This is a genomic window from Geodermatophilus sp. SYSU D00708, from assembly GCF_054050115.1.
The window spans coordinates 133,932-152,035 of the sequence record NZ_JBJGYS010000001.1; the positions used below are offsets into that span (position 1 = coordinate 133,932).

At 75.2% G+C, this 18,104-nt stretch carries 21 protein-coding genes and 4 tRNA genes; 9 read left to right on the top strand and 16 right to left on the bottom strand.

The window, feature by feature from the left end; all coding sequences use genetic code 11:
* Positions 1–64 precede the first annotated feature (64 nt).
* The 8 genes from ACI79D_RS00710 to ACI79D_RS00745 all read right to left on the bottom strand — a co-directional run bounded on the left by ACI79D_RS00710 (position 65) and on the right by ACI79D_RS00745 (position 4,034).
* The gene (locus ACI79D_RS00710; RefSeq protein ID WP_456916370.1) at positions 65–478 is read right to left on the bottom strand and encodes a hypothetical protein; all 414 of its coding nucleotides are present in this window, start codon (positions 476–478) and stop codon (positions 65–67) included.
* 120 nt (positions 479–598) lie between these two features.
* Positions 599–754 carry a hypothetical protein gene (locus tag ACI79D_RS00715; RefSeq protein WP_456916371.1) on the bottom strand — a complete coding sequence of 52 codons (156 nt, stop codon included), beginning with the start codon at positions 752–754 and terminating at the stop codon, positions 599–601.
* Between the two features lie 89 nt (positions 755–843).
* Positions 844–916: transfer RNA gene (locus ACI79D_RS00720), tRNA-Lys, on the bottom strand.
* Between the two features lie 517 nt (positions 917–1,433).
* A complete protein-coding gene (locus ACI79D_RS00725) occupies positions 1,434–1,616 on the bottom strand; it encodes a hypothetical protein (protein WP_456916602.1) in 183 nt (60 codons plus the stop codon).
* Positions 1,586–1,801 (bottom strand): EAL domain-containing protein, encoded by a 216-nt coding sequence (locus ACI79D_RS00730; RefSeq protein WP_456916372.1) that lies wholly within the window; start codon positions 1,799–1,801, stop codon positions 1,586–1,588. The genes ACI79D_RS00725 and ACI79D_RS00730 overlap by 31 nt, the downstream gene beginning before the upstream one ends.
* Complete coding sequence (locus ACI79D_RS00735; RefSeq protein WP_456916373.1) at positions 1,798–1,932, bottom strand: hypothetical protein; 135 nt, start codon at positions 1,930–1,932, stop codon at positions 1,798–1,800. The genes ACI79D_RS00730 and ACI79D_RS00735 overlap by 4 nt, the downstream gene beginning before the upstream one ends.
* 352 nt (positions 1,933–2,284) lie before the next feature.
* The gene (locus tag ACI79D_RS00740; RefSeq protein ID WP_456916374.1) at positions 2,285–3,127 is read right to left on the bottom strand and encodes a hypothetical protein; all 843 of its coding nucleotides are present in this window, start codon (positions 3,125–3,127) and stop codon (positions 2,285–2,287) included.
* 25 nt (positions 3,128–3,152) lie between these two features.
* Complete coding sequence (locus tag ACI79D_RS00745) at positions 3,153–4,034, bottom strand: Rieske 2Fe-2S domain-containing protein (protein WP_456916375.1); 882 nt, start codon at positions 4,032–4,034, stop codon at positions 3,153–3,155.
* A gap of 226 nt (positions 4,035–4,260) precedes the next feature.
* On the opposite strand from ACI79D_RS00745, the gene ACI79D_RS00750 reads away from it, so the two are divergent.
* Genes ACI79D_RS00750 through ACI79D_RS00760 form a run of 3 tightly spaced genes read left to right on the top strand, consistent with a single transcriptional unit; the run spans position 4,261 to position 6,645 of the window.
* Positions 4,261–4,761, top strand: coding sequence for a GtrA family protein (locus tag ACI79D_RS00750; protein ID WP_456916376.1), 501 nt, complete (start codon positions 4,261–4,263; stop codon positions 4,759–4,761).
* A gap of 40 nt (positions 4,762–4,801) precedes the next feature.
* On the top strand, positions 4,802–6,283 hold the full coding sequence (locus ACI79D_RS00755) for a metallophosphoesterase (RefSeq protein ID WP_456916377.1): 1,482 nt from the start codon (positions 4,802–4,804) through the stop codon (positions 6,281–6,283).
* Positions 6,284–6,306: 23 nt separating this feature from the next.
* Positions 6,307–6,645 carry a hypothetical protein gene (locus ACI79D_RS00760; RefSeq protein WP_456916378.1) on the top strand — a complete coding sequence of 113 codons (339 nt, stop codon included), beginning with the start codon at positions 6,307–6,309 and terminating at the stop codon, positions 6,643–6,645.
* A 34-nt stretch (positions 6,646–6,679) separates the two neighbouring features.
* Here ACI79D_RS00760 and ACI79D_RS00765 read toward each other — a convergent pair whose 3' ends face one another.
* Positions 6,680–7,348, bottom strand: coding sequence for an AMIN-like domain-containing (lipo)protein (locus ACI79D_RS00765; protein WP_456916379.1), 669 nt, complete (start codon positions 7,346–7,348; stop codon positions 6,680–6,682).
* A gap of 308 nt (positions 7,349–7,656) precedes the next feature.
* Here ACI79D_RS00765 and ACI79D_RS00770 point away from each other — a divergent pair, with 308 nt between their 5' ends.
* Complete coding sequence (locus ACI79D_RS00770; protein WP_456916380.1) at positions 7,657–7,977, top strand: hypothetical protein; 321 nt, start codon at positions 7,657–7,659, stop codon at positions 7,975–7,977.
* A 118-nt stretch (positions 7,978–8,095) separates the two neighbouring features.
* Here the strand turns inward: ACI79D_RS00770 and ACI79D_RS00775 are convergent, their stop codons facing one another.
* A complete protein-coding gene (locus tag ACI79D_RS00775) occupies positions 8,096–9,394 on the bottom strand; it encodes a DUF222 domain-containing protein (RefSeq protein ID WP_456916598.1) in 1,299 nt (432 codons plus the stop codon).
* A complete protein-coding gene (locus tag ACI79D_RS00780) occupies positions 9,391–9,612 on the bottom strand; it encodes a hypothetical protein (RefSeq protein ID WP_456916381.1) in 222 nt (73 codons plus the stop codon). The genes ACI79D_RS00775 and ACI79D_RS00780 overlap by 4 nt, the downstream gene beginning before the upstream one ends.
* Positions 9,613–10,043: 431 nt before the next feature.
* On the opposite strand from ACI79D_RS00780, the gene ACI79D_RS00785 reads away from it, so the two are divergent.
* The 3 genes from ACI79D_RS00785 to ACI79D_RS00795 all read left to right on the top strand — a co-directional run bounded on the left by ACI79D_RS00785 (position 10,044) and on the right by ACI79D_RS00795 (position 10,311).
* Positions 10,044–10,116 (top strand) — tRNA-Glu (locus ACI79D_RS00785).
* A gap of 24 nt (positions 10,117–10,140) precedes the next feature.
* Positions 10,141–10,214 (top strand) — tRNA-Asp (locus tag ACI79D_RS00790).
* A 23-nt stretch (positions 10,215–10,237) separates the two neighbouring features.
* Positions 10,238–10,311: transfer RNA gene (locus ACI79D_RS00795), tRNA-Phe, on the top strand.
* A gap of 97 nt (positions 10,312–10,408) precedes the next feature.
* Here the strand turns inward: ACI79D_RS00795 and ACI79D_RS00800 are convergent.
* The 5 genes from ACI79D_RS00800 to ACI79D_RS00820 all read right to left on the bottom strand — a co-directional run bounded on the left by ACI79D_RS00800 (position 10,409) and on the right by ACI79D_RS00820 (position 15,483).
* Positions 10,409–11,398 (bottom strand): hypothetical protein, encoded by a 990-nt coding sequence (locus ACI79D_RS00800; protein ID WP_456916382.1) that lies wholly within the window; start codon positions 11,396–11,398, stop codon positions 10,409–10,411.
* 132 nt (positions 11,399–11,530) lie between these two features.
* A complete protein-coding gene (locus ACI79D_RS00805; protein ID WP_456916383.1) occupies positions 11,531–13,234 on the bottom strand; it encodes an FAD-dependent oxidoreductase in 1,704 nt (567 codons plus the stop codon).
* A complete protein-coding gene (locus ACI79D_RS00810) occupies positions 13,231–14,112 on the bottom strand; it encodes a hypothetical protein (protein WP_456916384.1) in 882 nt (293 codons plus the stop codon). Before ACI79D_RS00810 ends, ACI79D_RS00805 begins: the two co-directional genes overlap by 4 nt.
* 127 nt (positions 14,113–14,239) lie before the next feature.
* Complete coding sequence (locus ACI79D_RS00815) at positions 14,240–14,665, bottom strand: VOC family protein (protein WP_456916385.1); 426 nt, start codon at positions 14,663–14,665, stop codon at positions 14,240–14,242.
* Between the two features lie 128 nt (positions 14,666–14,793).
* Positions 14,794–15,483, bottom strand: a complete 690-nt coding sequence (locus ACI79D_RS00820) for a phosphodiesterase (RefSeq protein WP_456916386.1) — start codon at positions 15,481–15,483, stop codon at positions 14,794–14,796.
* Between the two features lie 189 nt (positions 15,484–15,672).
* Here ACI79D_RS00820 and ACI79D_RS00825 point away from each other — a divergent pair, with 189 nt between their 5' ends.
* Together ACI79D_RS00825 and ACI79D_RS00830 are read left to right on the top strand one after the other, a co-directional pair.
* Positions 15,673–15,876, top strand: coding sequence for a hypothetical protein (locus ACI79D_RS00825; RefSeq protein WP_456916387.1), 204 nt, complete (start codon positions 15,673–15,675; stop codon positions 15,874–15,876).
* Positions 15,877–16,034: 158 nt separating this feature from the next.
* Complete coding sequence (locus ACI79D_RS00830; protein ID WP_456916388.1) at positions 16,035–18,071, top strand: transglycosylase domain-containing protein; 2,037 nt, start codon at positions 16,035–16,037, stop codon at positions 18,069–18,071.
* Positions 18,072–18,104: the final 33 nt, after the last annotated feature.

An 18,104-nucleotide genomic window follows, 5' to 3' on the forward strand; every position in this document is an offset into this window, starting at 1 on the left:
TACACGCCGAAGCGCGATACACATCCCTCATCGGGTGGACACCAGCCGCCGCGCTGACGCGGGCTCACGCTCCGGTGACGTCGACGGGCGAGCCGTCGTCGTCCGCGTCCTCCCGCCCTCTCGCCGAGGCCTGCTGCTCGGTCAGGAACAGCCAGCCGAGGGAGAGGCCGCCGGTCGCGGTCGCGGCGATGGCCGGCGGCCGCTGTCCGGAGAGCCGGGCCTCGCACCGGGGGATGTGGTCGCCGTTGTCGTTGCCGTCCCCGCCGGCGCGGAGATCGAGGAACGTGCCGCGGAACTCGGCGGTGCCGGCGTCGCCGCGCAGCCCCGTGAAGGCGGATCCGCACGCGACGGCGCCGTCCCCGTCGTCGGTCGGGTGCCCCCCGTCGACGGACGAGGGCCAGAAGCCCGGCAGAGCCAGCCCGAGGACGACGACGACTCCCGCGAGGACGGCGGCAGCTCTGCGACGGGACGCGACCACACCCCCGCGGAGTCCGCGGGCAGAGGGGCGGGACGACGCGTCAGGCGAGGACACGCACGTCGCCGGTCCTCGCCCGTTCCGTCGTCCTCGCCCGTTTCGTCGTCCTCGCCCGCTCGGTCGTCATCCCCCCGGGACGACGACGGCGACCTCGCCGCTCACCGAGTGCGGGAACGGGTCGTTGCCGTCGCCGAACGCACCGAGGGTCGCGAAGGCCCACAGACCGGCGGTCGCCGCGACCACTCCGAGCGACGACACGACCTTCTTCGCGAGCAGCACCGGGGCATCCTCCGGTCCCGAGCGCCCGGGACACCACTCGCTCACCGGATCGAGGGACCCGCCGCTCGCGTGGGGACAGCACACAAGGGTGGGCCCCGTGGGGATCGAACCCACAACCCGCGGATTAAAAGTCCGCTGCTCTGCCAGTTGAGCTAGAGGCCCGGCGGGTGCAGCGAACCCATCAGAGGCCGTCTGCCGCCCGGTGCGAGGCTACCGCCGGGCCCGTGGACCGCTCAGGTTCCGCTCGGCGGGGCCTTCGCTGCGGACCGGATGCGGGGTGGCAAGCGGCGGGCTTCCAGCTGCCGGCGCAGCTCCTCGGCGCGCTCGCGGGAGTCACGGGCCTCGACCGCCCGCTCGACCGCGCGGCTACGTGCCCGTTCGGCCGCGGCGCGAGCCGTCTCCGTCCTGTTCCGGTACGCCGCCGCCGGCCGTGCCGCGACCGCCCTGCCGTCGACCATCGCACCGCCCCTGCCGCCCGGCGCACCTCCGGTGTGCGCCGAGCGCGGCACCTTCTCCCGAAGCCGAGCTGGGGCACCCACTGGTTGGAGCACCGACTGCGCTCGGCGCACCGACCAGGGAAACGAGCCGGCTGCGCCGGCGTCCACCACGAGTGATGCGCGGCTGCGCACGGTGGGGGTGTCCGTTCGCGAACGGGGGTATCGGCGTCCGGGGGCTCCGGTCAGCCCGAAGGTGCGGGCAGCACGCCGGGACGACGTCCTCCCGGCGCACCGGTCCCGGCGAGCTCCGCGGACGTGACCAGGCGCTCGAGGGCATCGGCGGACAGGGCAGGGCTGATGCCGAAGCCCTGCGCACTGTCGCACCCCAGCGTGGTCAGCTCGGCCCGCAGGGAGTCGGTCTCCACGCCCTCGGCGACGACGCGCAGGCCAACCGGTGGCCGAGGTCGATGACGGCCTCGGTGACGACCCGGTCGCAGGTGTGCTCCAGCATGCGGCCGACCAGGCTGCGGTCGATCTTCAGCGCGGTGACCGGCAGCACCCGCAGGAAGGCGAGGCTGGTGTAGCCGGCGCCGAAGTCGTCGATGCTCACCCCGACCCCTCGAGCCGCAGCTGGGCGAGCACCTGCCCGGCCAGCTCCGGGTTCGCCATGATCACCGTCTCGGTGATCTCCAGTTCCAGGAACGACGTGGGCAGGTCGGCGCCCGCGACGATGGACAGCACGGTGGCCGGCAGCGCGCGGCTGAGCAGACTGCGCGCGCTAGTACCGCCGGGTGTACGGCCAGTCGCCGTCGCAGCCCCTTCGCCAGGGCGGCTGACGCCCGGCCGGTCCGCGCCGAGCCCCTCCCCGAGAGGTGCGTCCTCGCGACCGCCCCTCAACCCCCCGCAGTTCCGGAACATCACGGTAGGTGAGGTTCCTCACGGCGTTTCACCCGCTCAGGGGATGGGTGCGGCCCGTCCTCACTACGTAGCGTCACCTCCGCCGAGCGGGAGCCGCCGAGACCGCGAGCTCCCCGGCACCCAGGCCCCGGCCCGGTCGTCCCGTTCCCCCCGGGGCGGCCGGGCCGGACTCCAGTCAGCCGCAGACCCGCCGCACCAGCTCCCAGAGCAGGGCCTGCTGCGCCTCGTCCACCGGCAGCGGCACCGGCACCGCGGCGCCCTCGCCCACCGCGACCTGCAGCGGGAACAGGAACGGCTGCTTGGTCTCGGCCAGCACGTGGGGCTCGCACGTGGCCGGCGTGAAGGTCACCGCCGCCGACGCCTCGTGCCGGCCGGCCGCGAGCTCCAGCGGCAGCCCGTCCAGCCTGACGTCGAACAGCACGCTGCCCCGGACGTCGGTGACCGTCACCGCCCGGTCGTCGTCCCCGTGCCGGGTCAGGACGACGCGGCCCGTGGCCTCCCCCGCCTCGCCGGCGACCCCGGTCAGGGCGACGTCGACGACCGCCCGCACCGCGGCGACGGCGCACTCCTCGCGGTGCACGACGTCCAGGTCGTCACCGGCCAGCGGCACCCGCACCTCCTCCGCCGCCCCACCGGCCCGGGCGACGGTGAGCCGCGCCGCGGCCGGAGCGGGCGCGGCCGAGCAGTCGGGGGTGCCGTAGGGCGTGGGCAGGTCGATCACCCGGCCGGGCGCGAACTCGGCGGTGAGCGCGGTCGGCGGCAGCGGCGCGAACCCGGGCGAGTCCAGCGCGACGGCGGTCACCGTGAACGGCTCCGGACCGGTGTCGGTCACCCGCACCTGCACCCGACCGCCGACGGCGACGTCGGTGCGCAGCCGCACCACCTCGGCGGCGATGCCGGGCACGGCCGGGACGGTCGGCGCCGCCGACGTCGTCCCGGCGGGGACGGGCGAGGACGCCGGGCTCGCGGTGCAGGCCGTGCAGAGGACCGCGAGCCCCGCCACGGCCGCCCGTCTCATGGCGCCGCAGCGTAGGACCGCGTGGCTACCGCTGGTGGCCGGGCAGGCGGGCCATCACGTGGCCGGCCTCCATCCGGATCTCCAGCTTCTCCTGCGGGTTGGCCGCGGGGCCGCGTCGCGGCTGGCCGTCGTCCAGGTCGAACGCCGAGCCGTGCCACGGGCAGACCAGGCACTCCTTGCCGTGCACCTGCTCGACCGACCCCTCGTCGAGCGGTCCGGACAGGTGCGAGCAGGCGCCCACGAACGCGTCCACCCGCGCCCCGCGCCGGACGGCCACCAGCGGGACGTCCGTGCTCGCGCCCTTGCCGGTGCGCAGTGCCGGGCGCCCCTCGGGCAGGTCGTCGAGCGGGCCGAGGTCGATCCAGTCGGTCGACAGCGCCCGGGCCGCGGTCGCGGCGTGCGAGGCGCCGGAGGACTGCGCATAGGACATGTGCCCGCCCACCGCCGCCGATCCGGTCGCGATGCCGAGCCCGGCGTAGGCCAGCGCCCGGCCGAGGCCGCCGCGGCCCCGCGCCCGGGCGACGAGCGAGCCGACGTAGAGGCTCAGCGCGATCGTGTTGCCCGCCGCGTGCAGCACGCCGAGCCGGCGGACGCCGGAACCCTGCTCCGACCAGTCCGCCGCGCCGGACAGCGCCGCGGGGACGGCGGCGGCCACGCCCGTCCCGATGAGGACCGTCGCCGCCGGCCGCAGCGGGGGGATCGCGTCGAGCAGGCCCGCCGACGTCCAGCTGCCCACGGGGACCTGCACCAGCACCGGGTGCAGCGGGTGGCCCAGCCAGGTGCCGTGCAGGAAGTCCTTGAGCGCCTGCGGTCGCAGCGCGGACTGCACGGCGCGGCGAGCGGGCTCGATGGCCTTGTCGAAGGTCGACACGTCTGCGACCCGGTCGAGGATCCCCATGAGGCTCATGGGCCGCCCTTACCCCCGCCGACCGGGGACGATGCCGAGCACAGCGGCCGGTCCCCGCGCCGCCGTCACCGTCGGCGGACGGAGCGTGACCGCCGCGCCAGCGAGGCACCCGCGTGTCCGTTTCGAGATCGCGCCGTGACGCGTCGCACAACGGAAACGTCTCACCTCGGGGGAATAACGGGTGGTGTCCAGCCGATCCCCAGGTGGAACCTGCACAAAGGACTCTGTGCCCGTCGAGAGGACCGTCGTGACCTGCCCGTCCCTGCTCTTCCGCCGCCCGGCCCTGGGTGAGGCGGTGGACGGCGTCGTCGCGCGCCTCCGCGGGGAGGACACCTTCGGTCAGTTCGCGCGGTTCGTGCTCGTCGGCGGCGCGACGACGCTGGTCTACGCCGCACTCTTCGTCGCGCTCGAGTGGCTCGGTTACCTGCCGGCGCACCTGGTGGCGACGGCGGCGTCCACGGGCCTGGCCAACGAGCTGCACCGGCGGGCGACCTTCCGCGCGGACGAGCGGGTGCACTGGTTCACCGCGCAGTGGGAGGCCGGCGGCGTGACCGTCCTGGGCCTGCTGGCCACCAGCGCGGCGCTCGGGGTCCTCGACTCCACCGCCGGTGAGGTCAGCGTGCTCACCCAGGTCGCCCTGGTCGCCACGGTCACCGCGCTGATCGGCCTCATGCGGTTCATGGCGCTGCGCTGGATCTTCCGCGCACCCACCACCGAGACCGTCTGACCCCGACGCGCCGAACGGGCCGCTCACTAGCCTGGTGGGGGTGAGCGAGCCGAGCCCTCCGGGCCCCTCCGCCCGCTCCCGGCTGCTGCGCGGCGCGGGCCGGTGGGCCCGGCGGGCGGTCGTCGTCCTCGTCGGCGCGTGGCTGGGCGTCCTGCTGCTGGGCCGGGTCGACGCCCCGATCGGCCCCTTCGACGCCACGCTCGCCTTCCGCCCGTTCGGGGGCGGCGCCGACCTCGACATCCCTCCCCTGGGCGCGCTCCAGGTCGACGCCTACGACGGCCCTCTCCGGCTGGAGATCCAGCTCAGCCGGGTCGACGAGATCCGCGCGTCGGCGCTGGCCACCGACCCCGCCCGGCTGGACGGCGTCGTGGACCAGGTCAGCGCCGACCTGCGGGACGCCGTCGAGCGGGTGGCCGCCCTGACCGCGCTCGCCGCCGTGGCCGGGGCAACCGCGGCGTCCCTGCTGCTGTCGCGCCGGCGCCGCGAGGTGCTCCTGGCCCTGGGGCTGTCCACCGCACTGGTGGCCGGCACCGGCGGGCTGGCCGCGGCGACCTGGCGGCCCGACGCCCTGTCGCAGCCCACGTACACCGGCCTGCTGGTCAACGCGAACAGCCTCATCGGCAGCGCGGAGGAGATCGTGGCCCGGTTCGACGCCTACCGCGCGTCCCTCGAGGACCTCGTCTCCAACGTCAGCACCCTCTACTCGACGCTGTCCGCGCTGCCCCCGCCCGGCGACGGCGACGACACGGTGGCCCTGCTGCACGTCTCGGACCTGCACCTCAACCCGGCCGGGTTCGACCTGGTGCGGCAGGTGGTGGCGCAGTTCGACGTGGACGGCGTCCTGGACACCGGGGACGTCACCGACTGGGGCAGCGAGCCGGAGAACAGCCTGATCACGGCCGTCGGCACGCTGGGCGTGCCCTACGTGTTCATCCGGGGCAACCACGACTCCGCCGTCACGGCGAGCCTGATCGAGGCGGAGCCGAACACGACCGTGCTCAACCAGGCCGCGGTGGTCGTGGCCGGCATCGAGGTCGTCGGCACGCCGGACCCGCGCTTCACTCCCGACCAGGACGCCACGGGGGAGCCGGAGTCCCTCGAACAGACCGGGCAGGACCTCGCCGAGTTCGCCGGGGCCCTCCCTCGGCCCCCGGCGATCGCGATGGTCCACGACCCGGAGCAGGCTCCGCCGCTCGACGGCGTCGTCCCCCTGGTCCTGGCCGGGCACACGCACGAGCGCGAGGTCACCGAACTCGACGGCGGGACCCTGCTGATGGTCCAGGGCTCCACCGGCGGGGCGGGGTTGCGCGCGCTGCAGGGCGAGTTCCCCGAGCCGCTGACCTGCACCGTCCTCTACCTCGACCCGGCGACCGGCGCCCTCACCGCCTACGACGACATCACGCTGGGCGGGCTCGGGGAGACCGAGGTGACCATCGAGCGGGTGGTGGTGCCGCCGGCGCCCGAGGACGGGACCGAGGCGCCGGACGGCGACCCGACGACACCCGCCTCCCCGACCGACTGACGTCGCCGCCCTACCCTTCCTCCATGTCCGCGACGACCCCGACCCGCACCGCCCGACTGGCCTCCGGTGCCCTGGCCGGCGGGCTGGCCCTGCTGACCCTCGGCGGCTGCTCGTTCACCTCGCAGAACCTCTCGTGCAGCGGCACCTCGTGCTCGGTCACGCTGTCCGGGAGCGGCGCCGAGGTGGACATCCTCGGCACCAACCTGGCCTTCGGCGGCGTCCAGGACGGCCGGGCCACGCTGAGCGTGGGCGAGAGCGACGTCTCCTGCGCCCAGGGCGAGACCGTGACCGCCGGGCCGCTGACGCTGGAGTGCACCACCGTCGAGTCCGACTCGGTGGAGCTCACCGCCTCGCTCGGCTGAGCGGTCCCGCCCCGCGTCCTCGAGGCCGGACGCCTCAGCTCGCGTCGCGGAGGTCGACGACCACGCGGGTGGGGTCCTGCAGCGCGTAGACGCGGAAGGGCACCTGTCCCGACGTCCCGATGAAGGCCACCGAGGTGCCCTCGAAGGTGGCGTCCCAGGCGACCTCCGTGACGTTCGCGGTGCCGCTGCCCGCCAGCGGGTCGGGGCCGGCCCACTCCTCGACGCCGGTGTCGTAGGGGTAGCCCATGCCGGTCAGGGTGACCTGCAGGATCGCCTCCCCCTCGACCTCGACGGGGGCGCCGCTGCCCTGGGAGCTGGCCTCGTCGACGTAACGCACGTCCCAGCCCGGGGTGCCGGTCCCGCCGACCTCGAAGACCACGCGGTCGTAGCCGTCCTGACGGCCGGTCCGGATCTCGCTCACCGTGCCCCGGGAGTCGGCCGACGGGTCCTCGGTGTCCGGATCGGTGGTGGCCGGGAACGGGGGCGCGTCCGAGGTGGTGTCCTCGTCGGTCGTCTCCGCTGCGCCGGTGTCGCCCTCGTCCTCGGCGGCGGTCGTCGTACCCGTGGACGCGGCGACCGGCGACGAGGTGGCTGCCGGGGAGCTGGACGCCGTCCCGCTCCCCTCGCTCTCCCCACACCCGGCGAGCAGGGTCACCGCGAGCAACAGCGGCGGGCAGAGGGCGGCGGCGGCACGGCGAGTCACACTCCGAGCGTGTCAGCCGCGCGGGTCGGATCGCGACAGGCCACCGGCCGTGTCGCACACACCCACCGGACCAGGGCCTGTCCTGCGGATCTCGTGCGCCCTGCCCCGCCCCTGGGAGCGGCGTCAAGGGCACCCGGAGTCTGGCCGTCGTGCATCCCGAGCGGGGTCTCCGCGGATGGGCCGTCGACGCAGGGAAGCGGACACGCCGGGGCCGTCCCTCCCCGCAGTGCGGGTGGACCAGGCGGCGCGGCATCGGACTAGCTTGGGTCGCCCGTTCGGCGGGACCGCCGTGCGGGCCGCTGACGAGAGTGGAGTTCACCATGACCCATGGGCTCGTCGTGGATTTCCCGGGACCCATCGAGTTCTACGACGCCTTGCACGCCGAGGTGGGGCGGCGCAGCGCCGGCGAAGCCGACGGCCTGCTGCTGCACGTCGGCCGGGCCACGACTGGTGGCTTCCAGGTGTTCGAGGTCTGGGAGTCCAAGGAGAAACTCGACCGCTTCTTCTCTCAGGTCGTGCTGCCGGCGATCGACGCCGTTTCGGCCGGCCACGCGCCGTCGGGCCAGCCGGTGATGGAGGAGTTCGAGCCGCGTGGCCTGATCATCCCCAGCGCGGTCATCGCCGTCTGACCGTCCGCGGTGTTCCAGCCGCGGTCGCCGTCTCCCCGGCGGCGGCTGGGTGTCTCACGGTGGACCGCCTAGGGACACCGGCAGCAGTCGGTTGCGCACGTCAACCGCAGGACAGGACTCAGAAGGGTGGGGGGTCGTCGGCGGGGTCGGGCGCCGGTGCCAGCTGTGGTGGGGGTTGGGCCAGGACGCGGGGTCCGGTGAGGGGCAGTGCCGGCCGGTCGGTGCCCGGTGGTCGGCTGGTGCGGGTGACGGCGCTGGGGGTGGTGACGGCCAGCACGCCGTCGGGGGTCAGGGCGTAGGTCCAGCCGCGGGCGAAGGTCTCGAGCCGGTGGTGGCGCCGGCACAGGCAGCACAGGTTCTCGCACGACGTCTGCCCGCCGCAGGAGTGTGGGGTGACGTGGTCCAGGTCGGCCCGGCCGGCCGTGGTGGCGCAGCCGGGGTGGCGGCAGGTGCGGTCGCGGGCCTGCAGCCAGCGGCGCTGGGCCGCGGTGGGCGCGTAGCCGTCGGTCGCGGCGGGCCGGCCCAGCAGCGGGCACCCGCAGTCGCCGACTTCGGGGCCGTCGGTGGGGTGGGTGGGGCAGCCGCGGCGGGCCAGGCGCTGCAGCTCGGCGCGGGTGGTGGTGGCCAGCAGCCCGCCGGCGGCGTCGGTGAGCGCCACGGCGAGCGTGCCGCCGGCCGGGGCCTGCAGCCCGCCGGGACACACCGCGTCCAACTGGGCCAGCAGCTCCCGCAGGTGGGCGGCGGTGATCGGCTGCCCGTCGACCTCGCCGGTCGGCGCCGCCACCGCGCCCGGGCGCGACCACGCCGGCGCACCGGCGTTGCCGTCGTCGGTCTGCGGCCGCGCCCACACCGCCGGCGCCGGGCCGCCGTGCGCGAGGAAGCGGGCGGGGGTGAGCGCGTCGAGGGGGGCGGTGACGGTCAGCTGCGCGGTGATCGGCTCCCGATCGTCCCAGGGGCGCAGCACCAGGTCGGCCAGCGCACCGGTCCGCAGCATGCCCGGTGGCCGGTCCTCGCCGGCGGCCTTGGCCGCCCGCGCCAGGCCGTCGACCGCGGCCCGGCAGGCGGCGGTCAGCTCGTGCGGCATCGTGGCCACCAGCTCGGACATGCCGTCCCCGACCGGGCGCACCACCACGTTCGCCCCCCGCTCGGCATCCTTCCGGCGCCGGTCGGCCGCCGCGGCGTCCCGCGTGGTCAGCTCCGCGGCCACCACCGCCTTGAGCCGGCGGATCGACAGCTCCCCGGCCCGGGGCAGCACCGCGGCCTCCACGGCCGCCAGGATCGCCGGGTCGGTGTCCCGCGCCTTCCAGCCCAGCTCGGCGGCGATCGCCCGGGCCCGCGGCCAGTCCAGCCGCCCCTCGGCCGGCGCCGCCCGCGTGCCCGGCAGCGTTCCGCTCAGCGCCGTGGCCTGGTCGATCAGCGCGCTGGCCCCGGCCCGCGCTGGGCGTCGGCAGCGGCACCGGGCCGGCCGGGCCGCCGGTCGTGCGTGTCGGGCCGGTCGGTGGCCAGCCCGGCGACCAGGTCCAGCTCGTAGGCGGCCAGCATCGCCTCCAGCTGCTGCAGCCGCTGCAGCTCGGCCGCCTTCTCCTCCGGGCTGCGGGCGTGCACCGGCAACGCGTCGGACAGCTGCACCGGCACCGGGTCCACCGGGATGCCGGCCGGCAGCTCGAGTGGGGCACCGTCAGTCCCACCCCGAACCCGCTGCCACCGAACACGGCCTCAACCCAGGCCGGGGGTACGACACTTCCCGGGTGCTGAGCTGCACGGATGCGGATCGGATCGAGGCCTCTCGGCTCAGCCGCCGCGGCCTCGGACCGACGCACGTCCCAACGTCCGGCGGGGTGTCGGCCTCCGTGAGGCTGGGCACACACGTGGGAGGTCGCGACCGGAACCCGCCGGCGCGACGGACCTGCAGCGCACGCACGTCTACACGGCTGACCAGCACCGACGTTCGCCGGACGGCTCCGGACGCGCGGCTCCGCCGGGCAGTCCGGTGACCCGCCGGGGTACCCCCTGTCAGAGCCACCACCAGGAGCATGTATCGTTCTGCCTGCCCCCGGCGAACACGAGCCCCCATCGTCTAGCGGTCCAGGACGCCGCCCTTTCAAGGCGGTAGCACGGGTTCGAACCCCGTTGGGGGCACGGCAAGACCAGCAGTACCAGCAAGGCCCTGTAGCGCAGTTGGTTAGCGCGCCGCCCTGTCACGGCGGAGGTCGCGGGTTCGAGTCCCGTCAGGGTCGCTCTCCGGTGGAGACACCGGGAGGGGCAGGTAGCTCAGTCGGTACGAGCGCTCGCCTGAAAAGCGAGAGGTCGGCGGTTCGACCCCGCCCCTGCCCACACCACTTCCTCTGCACCGCCCCGCCCGACGGGCCGGGCAGAGTGCCGCGCCAACTCTCCCCCATCCCCATCGTCGGGTGGGGACCACAGCTCACGCCTAGCGACCGCGGTCGGCGACCACCTGCGCGTAGACCTGCGCGTGCACCTCCTGGACGGCGGCCCGCTGCTCGGCCCGCCAGGCCCGGTCGGCCGGCCGCGGAGCGGGCCGGGTGAGCGCCGCGGCCACGGCGGCGTCCAGCGACACCGGGTCGAAGCCGGTCTCCTCGTCGTTGCCGTAGGTGACGACGTCGGACCACTGCTCGGCGAACCAGCCGCAGCTGGGCGCGACCACCCGGGTGCCGACGTCCCGGCAGATCTCGAGGTCCGTGGAGTGCGTGCCGCAGCACTCGGGCAGGACGACGGCGTGCAGCTCCTGCAGCTGCGCCACCCACGCCTCCTCCTTGCGCGGCAGGTACTCGAGCGAGTCCCCGGCGGCGGGGACCGGCGGGGGCTCGACGCCGTCGTCGAGGAACACCCGCAGCCGTCCGCCACCGTTCACCGCTCCCGACAGCGCCGCGCGCACCATCCCGGCGGGGTCGGGGAGCGCCGGCCCGTAGCCGCGCAGGGGCAGCCCGACCAGGCCGCGCTCGGCGCCCAGGTCGGGCACCGGCGCCGCCACGGAGGGGTGCGCCACGACGATCGCCGTCCGGCCGTACCGCTCGGCGACGTCGTCCGCCGCACCGGGGGTCAGCGTGAACACCACCTCCGCCGTCGCGAGCAGCGCGGCCAGGTGGGCGTCGTGCCGCCGTGGGGAGGCCTGCGCCGGGTCGCGCAACTGGTGCACCGTGGCGACCAGTGGCACCCCGGTGCGGCGCACCGTCTCGGTCCAGCTCACCATCTCGTCCTCGGGCAGGTGGCCGAAGCCGCCGTGCACGTGGACGACGTCCACCTCGCCGGCGTGGGCCGCGAGGTAGGCCGGGTCCAGCCACGGGCTCGGGTCGTGGGCCGGCCCCGTCCGGACGATCCCGGACGGGAGGACGGCATCGACGTAGGGGTCGGTGTGGGGAACGGTCACCACCCGGATCCCCGTGGTCTGCTCGGCGCTCACGACGTGCTTCTCCTCCTGCGGCCGCGCGCTGCGACGGCAGGCGGGTGCTCATGACGGTTCGATCGCGGTTACCCATCATCCGCGTGGCCAACCTGTGACATCACCCTCGGTGCACGCCTACACCCGAACGGGTCAGGAACGTGGCACGTCTGCGGGCACCCGGAGCGCGGCCAGGTGCGCGTGCACGTGCGTGATCGCCAGGGCGCCCTCCCCCACCGCCGAGGCCACCCGCTTCACCGATCCCGAGCGCACGTCCCCGGCGGCGAACACCCCCGGCGTGCTGGTCTCGAGCAGCGCAGGAGGGCGCTCGAGCGACTCGTAGAGGGTCAGGTCACCCTCGTCCAGCGCGGGGCCGGTGAGCAGGAAGCCCCAGCGGTCCCGCGCGAGCGTGTCGGCCAGCCAGTCGGTGCGCGGCTCGCTGCCGATGAGCAGGAACAGCACGCCGGTCTCGACCGTCTCCCGGCCGGTCCCGACGTCCCGGACGACGAAGGACTCCAGGAAGTCGGTGCCCGTGCCGCCGACGACCTGCACGCCCGGCCGGACGTCGACGTTCGGCAGCGCCTCGAGCTCGCGGATGAGGTAGTCCGACATCGTCTCGGCCAGCCCGGGCCGCCGGACCAGCACCGACACCCGGTCGGCGAAGCGGGAGAGGTACACCGCCGCCTGCCCGGCGGAGTTGCCCCCGCCCACGACGAAGACGTGCCGCCCGCGCATCACCGGCGCCTCGCTCACCGCCGTGCCGTAGAACACGCCCCGGCCCACCAGCGCCTCCAGGTCCGGGACGCCGATCCGCCGCCAGCTCGCCCCCAGGGCCAGGACGACGGTCTTGGCGCGCACCGACGTCCCGTCGCTGAGGTCGAGCACGTGCAGGTGGCCCTCGCTGCGCAGCGCCTGCGCGTAGCGCATGAAGTGGAAGGTGCTGCCGAACGCCCACGCCTGCTGGACGGAGCTGAACGCCAGCCGGTTGCCGCTGATCCCGGTCGGGAAGCCGGGGTAGTTGCGGATCAGCGAGCTGGTCCCCGCCTGTCCGCCCACGGCCTCTGCCTCGAGCACCAGCGTGGACAGCCCCTCCGACGCCGCGTAGACGCTGGCCCCCAGCCCTGCGGGGCCCGCGCCGACGACGACGAGGTCCCAGACCTTGTCGGGGTCGAGCGGCTGGAACAGGCCGAACGCCTCCGCCAGCTGCAGGTCGGTCGGGTCCTGCAGCACCGTGCGCTCGGGGTGGAACCGCAGCACGACCACGGGCAGCCGCGGGTGGTCGAGGCCCAGGCCGGTGAGGAGGTCCCTGCCCTCGGGGCTGTCGGCCTCGTAGAAGCCGAGCGGGATGCGGTTGCGGTTGAGCTGATCGCGCAGGTGCTGGGCGCGCGGGGCCCAGCGGTCGCCGATCATCCGCACCGCCTCGCGGCCGCCGCTGTGCCGGTTGGCCCACTCGTCGAGCACCTCGGTGATGGAGCAGTGGAACTCCTCGTCGACCTGCTCCTCGGGTGCGTAGACCCAGCGGTCGAGCTGGCCGAGGGTCAGCGCCTCGAAGATCGGGCGCGCGGTCTCCCATGCTCCCCAGCGGATGAGCGCCACGGCCAGCGCGCCGGGGTGCCGGGCGTGCAGCGTCCGCAGCACCGCGAGCCCGTCGGGGTCCTCCCGGCCCAGGCCACCGAGGAGCGCGACCACCGGCGGGTTGCCCCACGCGGCCAGGGCGACCGGCACCTCCTCCGCCGCGCCACAGGCGATGACCACGTAGTCGCCGCCGTAGCGCCGCTTCAGCTCGCGGACCGTCGCCAGCCGCGGCTTCGCGTCCCGGCAGACGACGACCAGCGCCCCCTGGTACTCCTCGATCACGCCGGTCCCTCTCCCCGTCGGGGCGCCAGCCGCCAGCCCACGGCGCCGGTCGCGACCACCGCGACGACCGCGAGGGCGAAGACCCAGGCCGCGGGCTCGCCCCAGCGGACGGTGCCGGGGAACCGCACCACCGCGAGCGCCACGAGCAGGCCGAAGACGGTGTAGGCGACCGCCGCCGTCCGCAGCCGCTCCAGGTCCCCGGCGACCGCGGCCAGCGCCGTCGCGATGCCGAAGGCGACCAGCCAGGCGGCCACCACCCGTGCCGAGAGCGGGGCCAGCGGCCACGGCCACAGGGCGCCCGCCGTCGCCGGCGCCACGAACAGCAGCGCGCCCACGACCGTCAACACCGCCGACTCCGCCGCCAGCAGTGCGCGCAGCACCCGCGGCACGGGGTGCCGTGGCGGCGGGTCGGTGCCCGGGGCCTGCTCCTGCAGGACCAGCAACGCGAGCATCGCCAGCGGGACGACGACGTAGACGGCCAGCCAGAACCAGGCGGCGGCCCGCGCCAGCAGCGGGAGGCCGGCGAACTCCGCGGCGAGGTGGAACCGGTCCAGGTGCAGCAGCGTGGCGGCCAGGGTGACCACGACGAACACGAGGATCGTCAGCAGCGGCACCCGGGTGCGGGCCCACACGCCGTCGCGCAGCGAGAGCAGGACCAGCACGCACCCGGCGGCGTAGCCCGCGCCGAGGAAGGCGGCGGTCAGGGGCGGCTGGATGGTCCAGGCGAACGTCGTCCCGGTCCGGTCGGCCAGCACGTAGAGCGATCCCACGCCCAGCGCCGTGAGGACGGCGAACGCGCCCAGCAGCACCCGCATCCCGGGAAGCAGCCGACGGACCTGCGCGGCGGGTGGTGCGACGTGCGTGGGTGAGGCGTCCACCCGGACCTCCGTGCGCCTCGGTCCCCCGTCCAGCGTCTCGGACGGGGGCATCGAACCACCGGGCCGCGCCCACTGTCACGGACTTTCGCAGGTCAGCCCCAGGTCGGTGACCGCGGAGGGGGTCCGCTCAGAAGTCGGCGGGGGTGAACTCGCGCCGCTCGACGAGCACCAGCCAGTTGCCCGAGTCGTCCCGCATGACGGCCTCGACGCCGTAGGGCCGCTCGGCCGGCTCCTGCAGGAAGGTGACGCCCTTGGCTGAGAGCTCCTCGAAGGTCTTCCGGCAGTCGTCGACGGCCAACCCGAGGCCGCCCATGGAGCCCTTCTCCAGCTGGCCGCGGACGAACGCCGCGGCGTCGTCGTCCAGCGGCGGACCGGGGGTCATCAGGGTGACCTCCAGCTCGGGCTGGCTGGGGTGGCCGACGGTCACCCAGCGGAAGCCCTCGCCCATGGTGATGTCGGTGCGCGGTTCGAAGCCGAGGACGTCGACGTAGAAGTCCCGGGCCCTGGTCTGGTCCAGGCAGTACACGGTGACGAGCGAGACGTTGGTGATCACGGCGTCGACCGTACGGCCGGGCGCCGGCCGCGGGCTTCTCCCAGGTTGCCCGGGCCGCGCGCCCGGCGCAGGTGCACCCGGAGCCCGGGTTAGCACCCGCGGGTCGTCGGGACGGTCACCGCCGGACCCTACGACCGGTCCCGTCCCGCCCGCGCCGCCGCGTACGCCGGCGCGCGGAACCGGGCCATCGGCCCGTCCGGCACCAGGCCCGGCGGCGGGTTGCGGACGGCGTCGAAGCGCACGTCCGGGTCGAGGGGGTCCCCCGGGGCGAGCAGCCGCAGCCGACCGAACGGGTGCCACTCCCCGCCGCCCCGGGCGGCGGCGAGCGTGAACACCGCACGCCCCGCCGCGACGGCCACCCCCAGCGGCCCGGGGGTCGACGGCAGCGGTCCGGTCCCCGGGGCCGGCAGCGCCGCCAGGAGCAGCGTCCCGGCGTCGGAGCGGTAGCCCATGATCGACGAGTAGACCGTCGCGGCGTCCCAGCAGGGGATCGTCAGCCGCCGGGTCAGCCGGCCCCGGCCCGAGCTGGACAGCAGCAGGTCCACCGGGTGCTCCTCCCCCGGCAGCCGCAGCGCCAGCCCCAGCACGTCGGGCAACGGCGCGGGCAGGCCCACGCTGCGGGACAGCCGGACCGTCACCGCGTCCTCCGCCCGCGCCCCCAGCCAGGGCACCCCCCACGCGGCCGGCCCGTCGGCCCGCTCCAGGACGGCGTCGGCCACCACGCCGCGCGGGTGCATGGGCTTGCCCCCACGCAGGCGGGCGAGGGCACCGAGGGGGACCGCGGCCGCGCGGCCGGCGAGAAGGGGCAGGTCGGGCACGTGTCCTCCAGTCGACGTCGTCGCGCCTGCCCCTACCCGCAGACCGCGGACGTGCCGCACACCGTGGGCTCCCGCCCCGCAGACGGTGGCCGTGCGCGTCGTCAACGGGCACATCCTGTGCAATACCGACCGGATGCTCGTGGTCATTCGCCGTGTGAGCCGGACTGGTCCGGTGCCTACTCTCGGTGAGTGCTCACAACGCTCCTGGTGATCGGCGGTGTCCTCGTGGGGCTCGTCGCCCTGCTGGCCCTCATCGTCGGCCTGAGCGGCCGGCCGGCCGCGCGCCGGAGCCCGGCGCCCGGCAGCAGCGCGCCGGGCTGGGTGGCCGACACCGGGCGGCGCCACCCCGACGCCTGGTCGGCACCGACGTCCGAGCTGCCGGCGGCCCGCTGACCGCCCCCTGATCCCGGCGTCCCGGCGGCTGCGGGCAGCGCGCCGCCGGGACGCTCCGGCTCCGCGCCTGATCGACTTTTTCGGAACCCCGTCGTGCGCGATGATCGGACCGCGTCGACCCGCTCACTCCGGGTGGGTCGCCGACGGCGAGGTCGCTCATGCTCAGGTCCGACGGAGCACGCCCCCACCCGCGGCTGCGGGCCTTCGGCCTGCTGTTCCTCGTCCTGCCCCTGGCCGGGGCGCTGGTCGCCGCCGTCCTGCTGCCGTGGGTCGTGGGCCCCGGGATGGCGGCGAGCTCCTCGGCGAACCTGCTGGCCCCGCTGCCGGTCGAGCTGACCGACGCCACCCCCTCGGGCAACACCGTCGTGCTGGCCGCCGACGGCTCGGTGGTCACGTACTTCTACCGGAACAACCGCACGCCGGTGACCGCCGACCAGATCGCCGACGTGATGGAGCAGGCGCTGGTCGACATCGAGGACTCGCGCTTCTACGAGCACAACGGTCTCGACGTCGAGGGGACGCTGCGCGCGCTGGTCCGCAACGCCACCGCCGGCTCCGTGCAGGAGGGCGGGTCGACGATCACCCAGCAGCTGGTCAAGCAGACCCTGCTGCAGACCGCGGTCACCCCCGAGGAGCGGCAGGGGGCCACTGAGCAGACGGTCGGCCGCAAGCTGCGCGAGGCCCGGCTGGCGCTGGCCCTGGAGGAGAAGTACTCCAAGGAGGAGATCCTCACCCGCTACCTCAACATCGTGTACTTCGGCGAGGGGGCCTACGGCATCCAGGCCGCGGCCCAGGCCTACTTCGGGGTGAACGCCGCGGACCTCACCCTCCCCCAGGCGGCGATGCTCGCCGGGCTGGTGCAGAACCCGGCCAACGACAGCCCCCTGGCCGACCCGGAGAAGGGCCGCGAGCGGCGCAACCAGGTGCTCCAGCGCATGCACGACCTCGGGCACATCAGCGACCAGGAGCTCGCCGACGTCTCCGCGCAGCCGGTCGAGACGCGCCCCGCGCCGGCCCCGCCCAACGGCTGCGTCGACGCCGTCGTCGGCGGCTTCTTCTGCGACTACCTGCAGCGCCACCTCACCGACCTCGGCATCTCCCAGGAGCAGCTGGAGGACGGCGGGTTGACCATCCGCACCACGCTGCGGCCGGACCTCCAGCGGTCGGGGGACGCCGCGGTGCTGGCCAGCCTGCCGATGGGCGACCCGCTCGCCGCGATCTTCACCGCGGTGGAGCCGGGGACCGGGCACGTGCTGGCGATGAGCGTCAACCGGGTGTTCGGCTACGACGCCGCCGACCCGGCGCAGGAGTCGGTCAACCTCAACGTGGCCGCCAGCCAGGGGGCGGGCTCCACCTACAAGCCGTTCGTCGCCGCGGCGGCCCTGGAGCGCGGGTTCCCGCCGTCCCACGTCATCACCACGTCGAGCCCGTACGTGTCGAGCGTCTACAAGAACGGCACCGCGCCCTACACCGTCGAGAACGTCGGCGACATGCCCCCGACGCTGACCATGGCCGAGGCGCTGGTGCGCTCCTCCAACACCTACTTCGTGGCCCTGGAGGACCAGCTGGGCAGCGTCGAGGGGCCGGTGCGGATGGCCCAGCGGATGGGGTTGTCCTCCCTCGACCCCGTGGCCGACGAGATCGTCTCCGACAACCGCGGGTCGTTCACCCTCGGCGCGGAGGCCACCAGCCCGCTGGCGCTGGCCAGCGCCTACTCGACGCTGGGCGCGAACGGCACGCAGTGCGACCCGACGCCGGTCACCGAGATCCTGGACCGGGACGGGCAGCCGCTGACCGGGGACGACGGTGCGCCGCTGCCCACCGGCGACAGCTGCACCCCCGAGGCGGTGCCGCCGGCGGTCGCGACCACGCTCAATCAGATCCTGGTCGGCGACACCGCCCTGCCCTTCGGCACCGGCACCCGCGCCGCGATCCCCGGCCACCAGGTCGCCGGCAAGACCGGCACCAGCCAGGACCGCTTCTCCGTCGCCTTCGTCGGCTACACGCCGAAGTACGCGGCCAGCGTCATGGTGCTCAACCCGAAGCAGAACCAGGACGTCGGCGGCTTCGGCGGCGGCCGCGGCGCCCAGGTGTGGCACGACGCGATGCTGCCGATCCTGACCGCCGGGCCGGCCGCGCCCTTCCCGCCGCCCGGCATCCCGCTGGGGCCGCCACCCCCGCCGCCGCCGGCGTGAGCACCGGCCCCGTCCAGGGGCACCGCCCCGAGC

Coding starts and splice junctions, on each gene's coding strand:
- ACI79D_RS00740 (WP_456916374.1), bottom strand. CDS start 3,127: ATGAGACGGGCGGCCGTGGCGGGGCTCGCGGTCCTCTGCACGGCCTGC.
- ACI79D_RS00745 (WP_456916375.1), bottom strand. CDS start 4,034: ATGAGCCTCATGGGGATCCTCGACCGGGTCGCAGACGTGTCGACCTTC.
- ACI79D_RS00760 (WP_456916378.1), top strand. CDS start 6,307: ATGTCCGCGACGACCCCGACCCGCACCGCCCGACTGGCCTCCGGTGCC.
- ACI79D_RS00830 (WP_456916388.1), top strand. CDS start 16,035: ATGCTCAGGTCCGACGGAGCACGCCCCCACCCGCGGCTGCGGGCCTTC.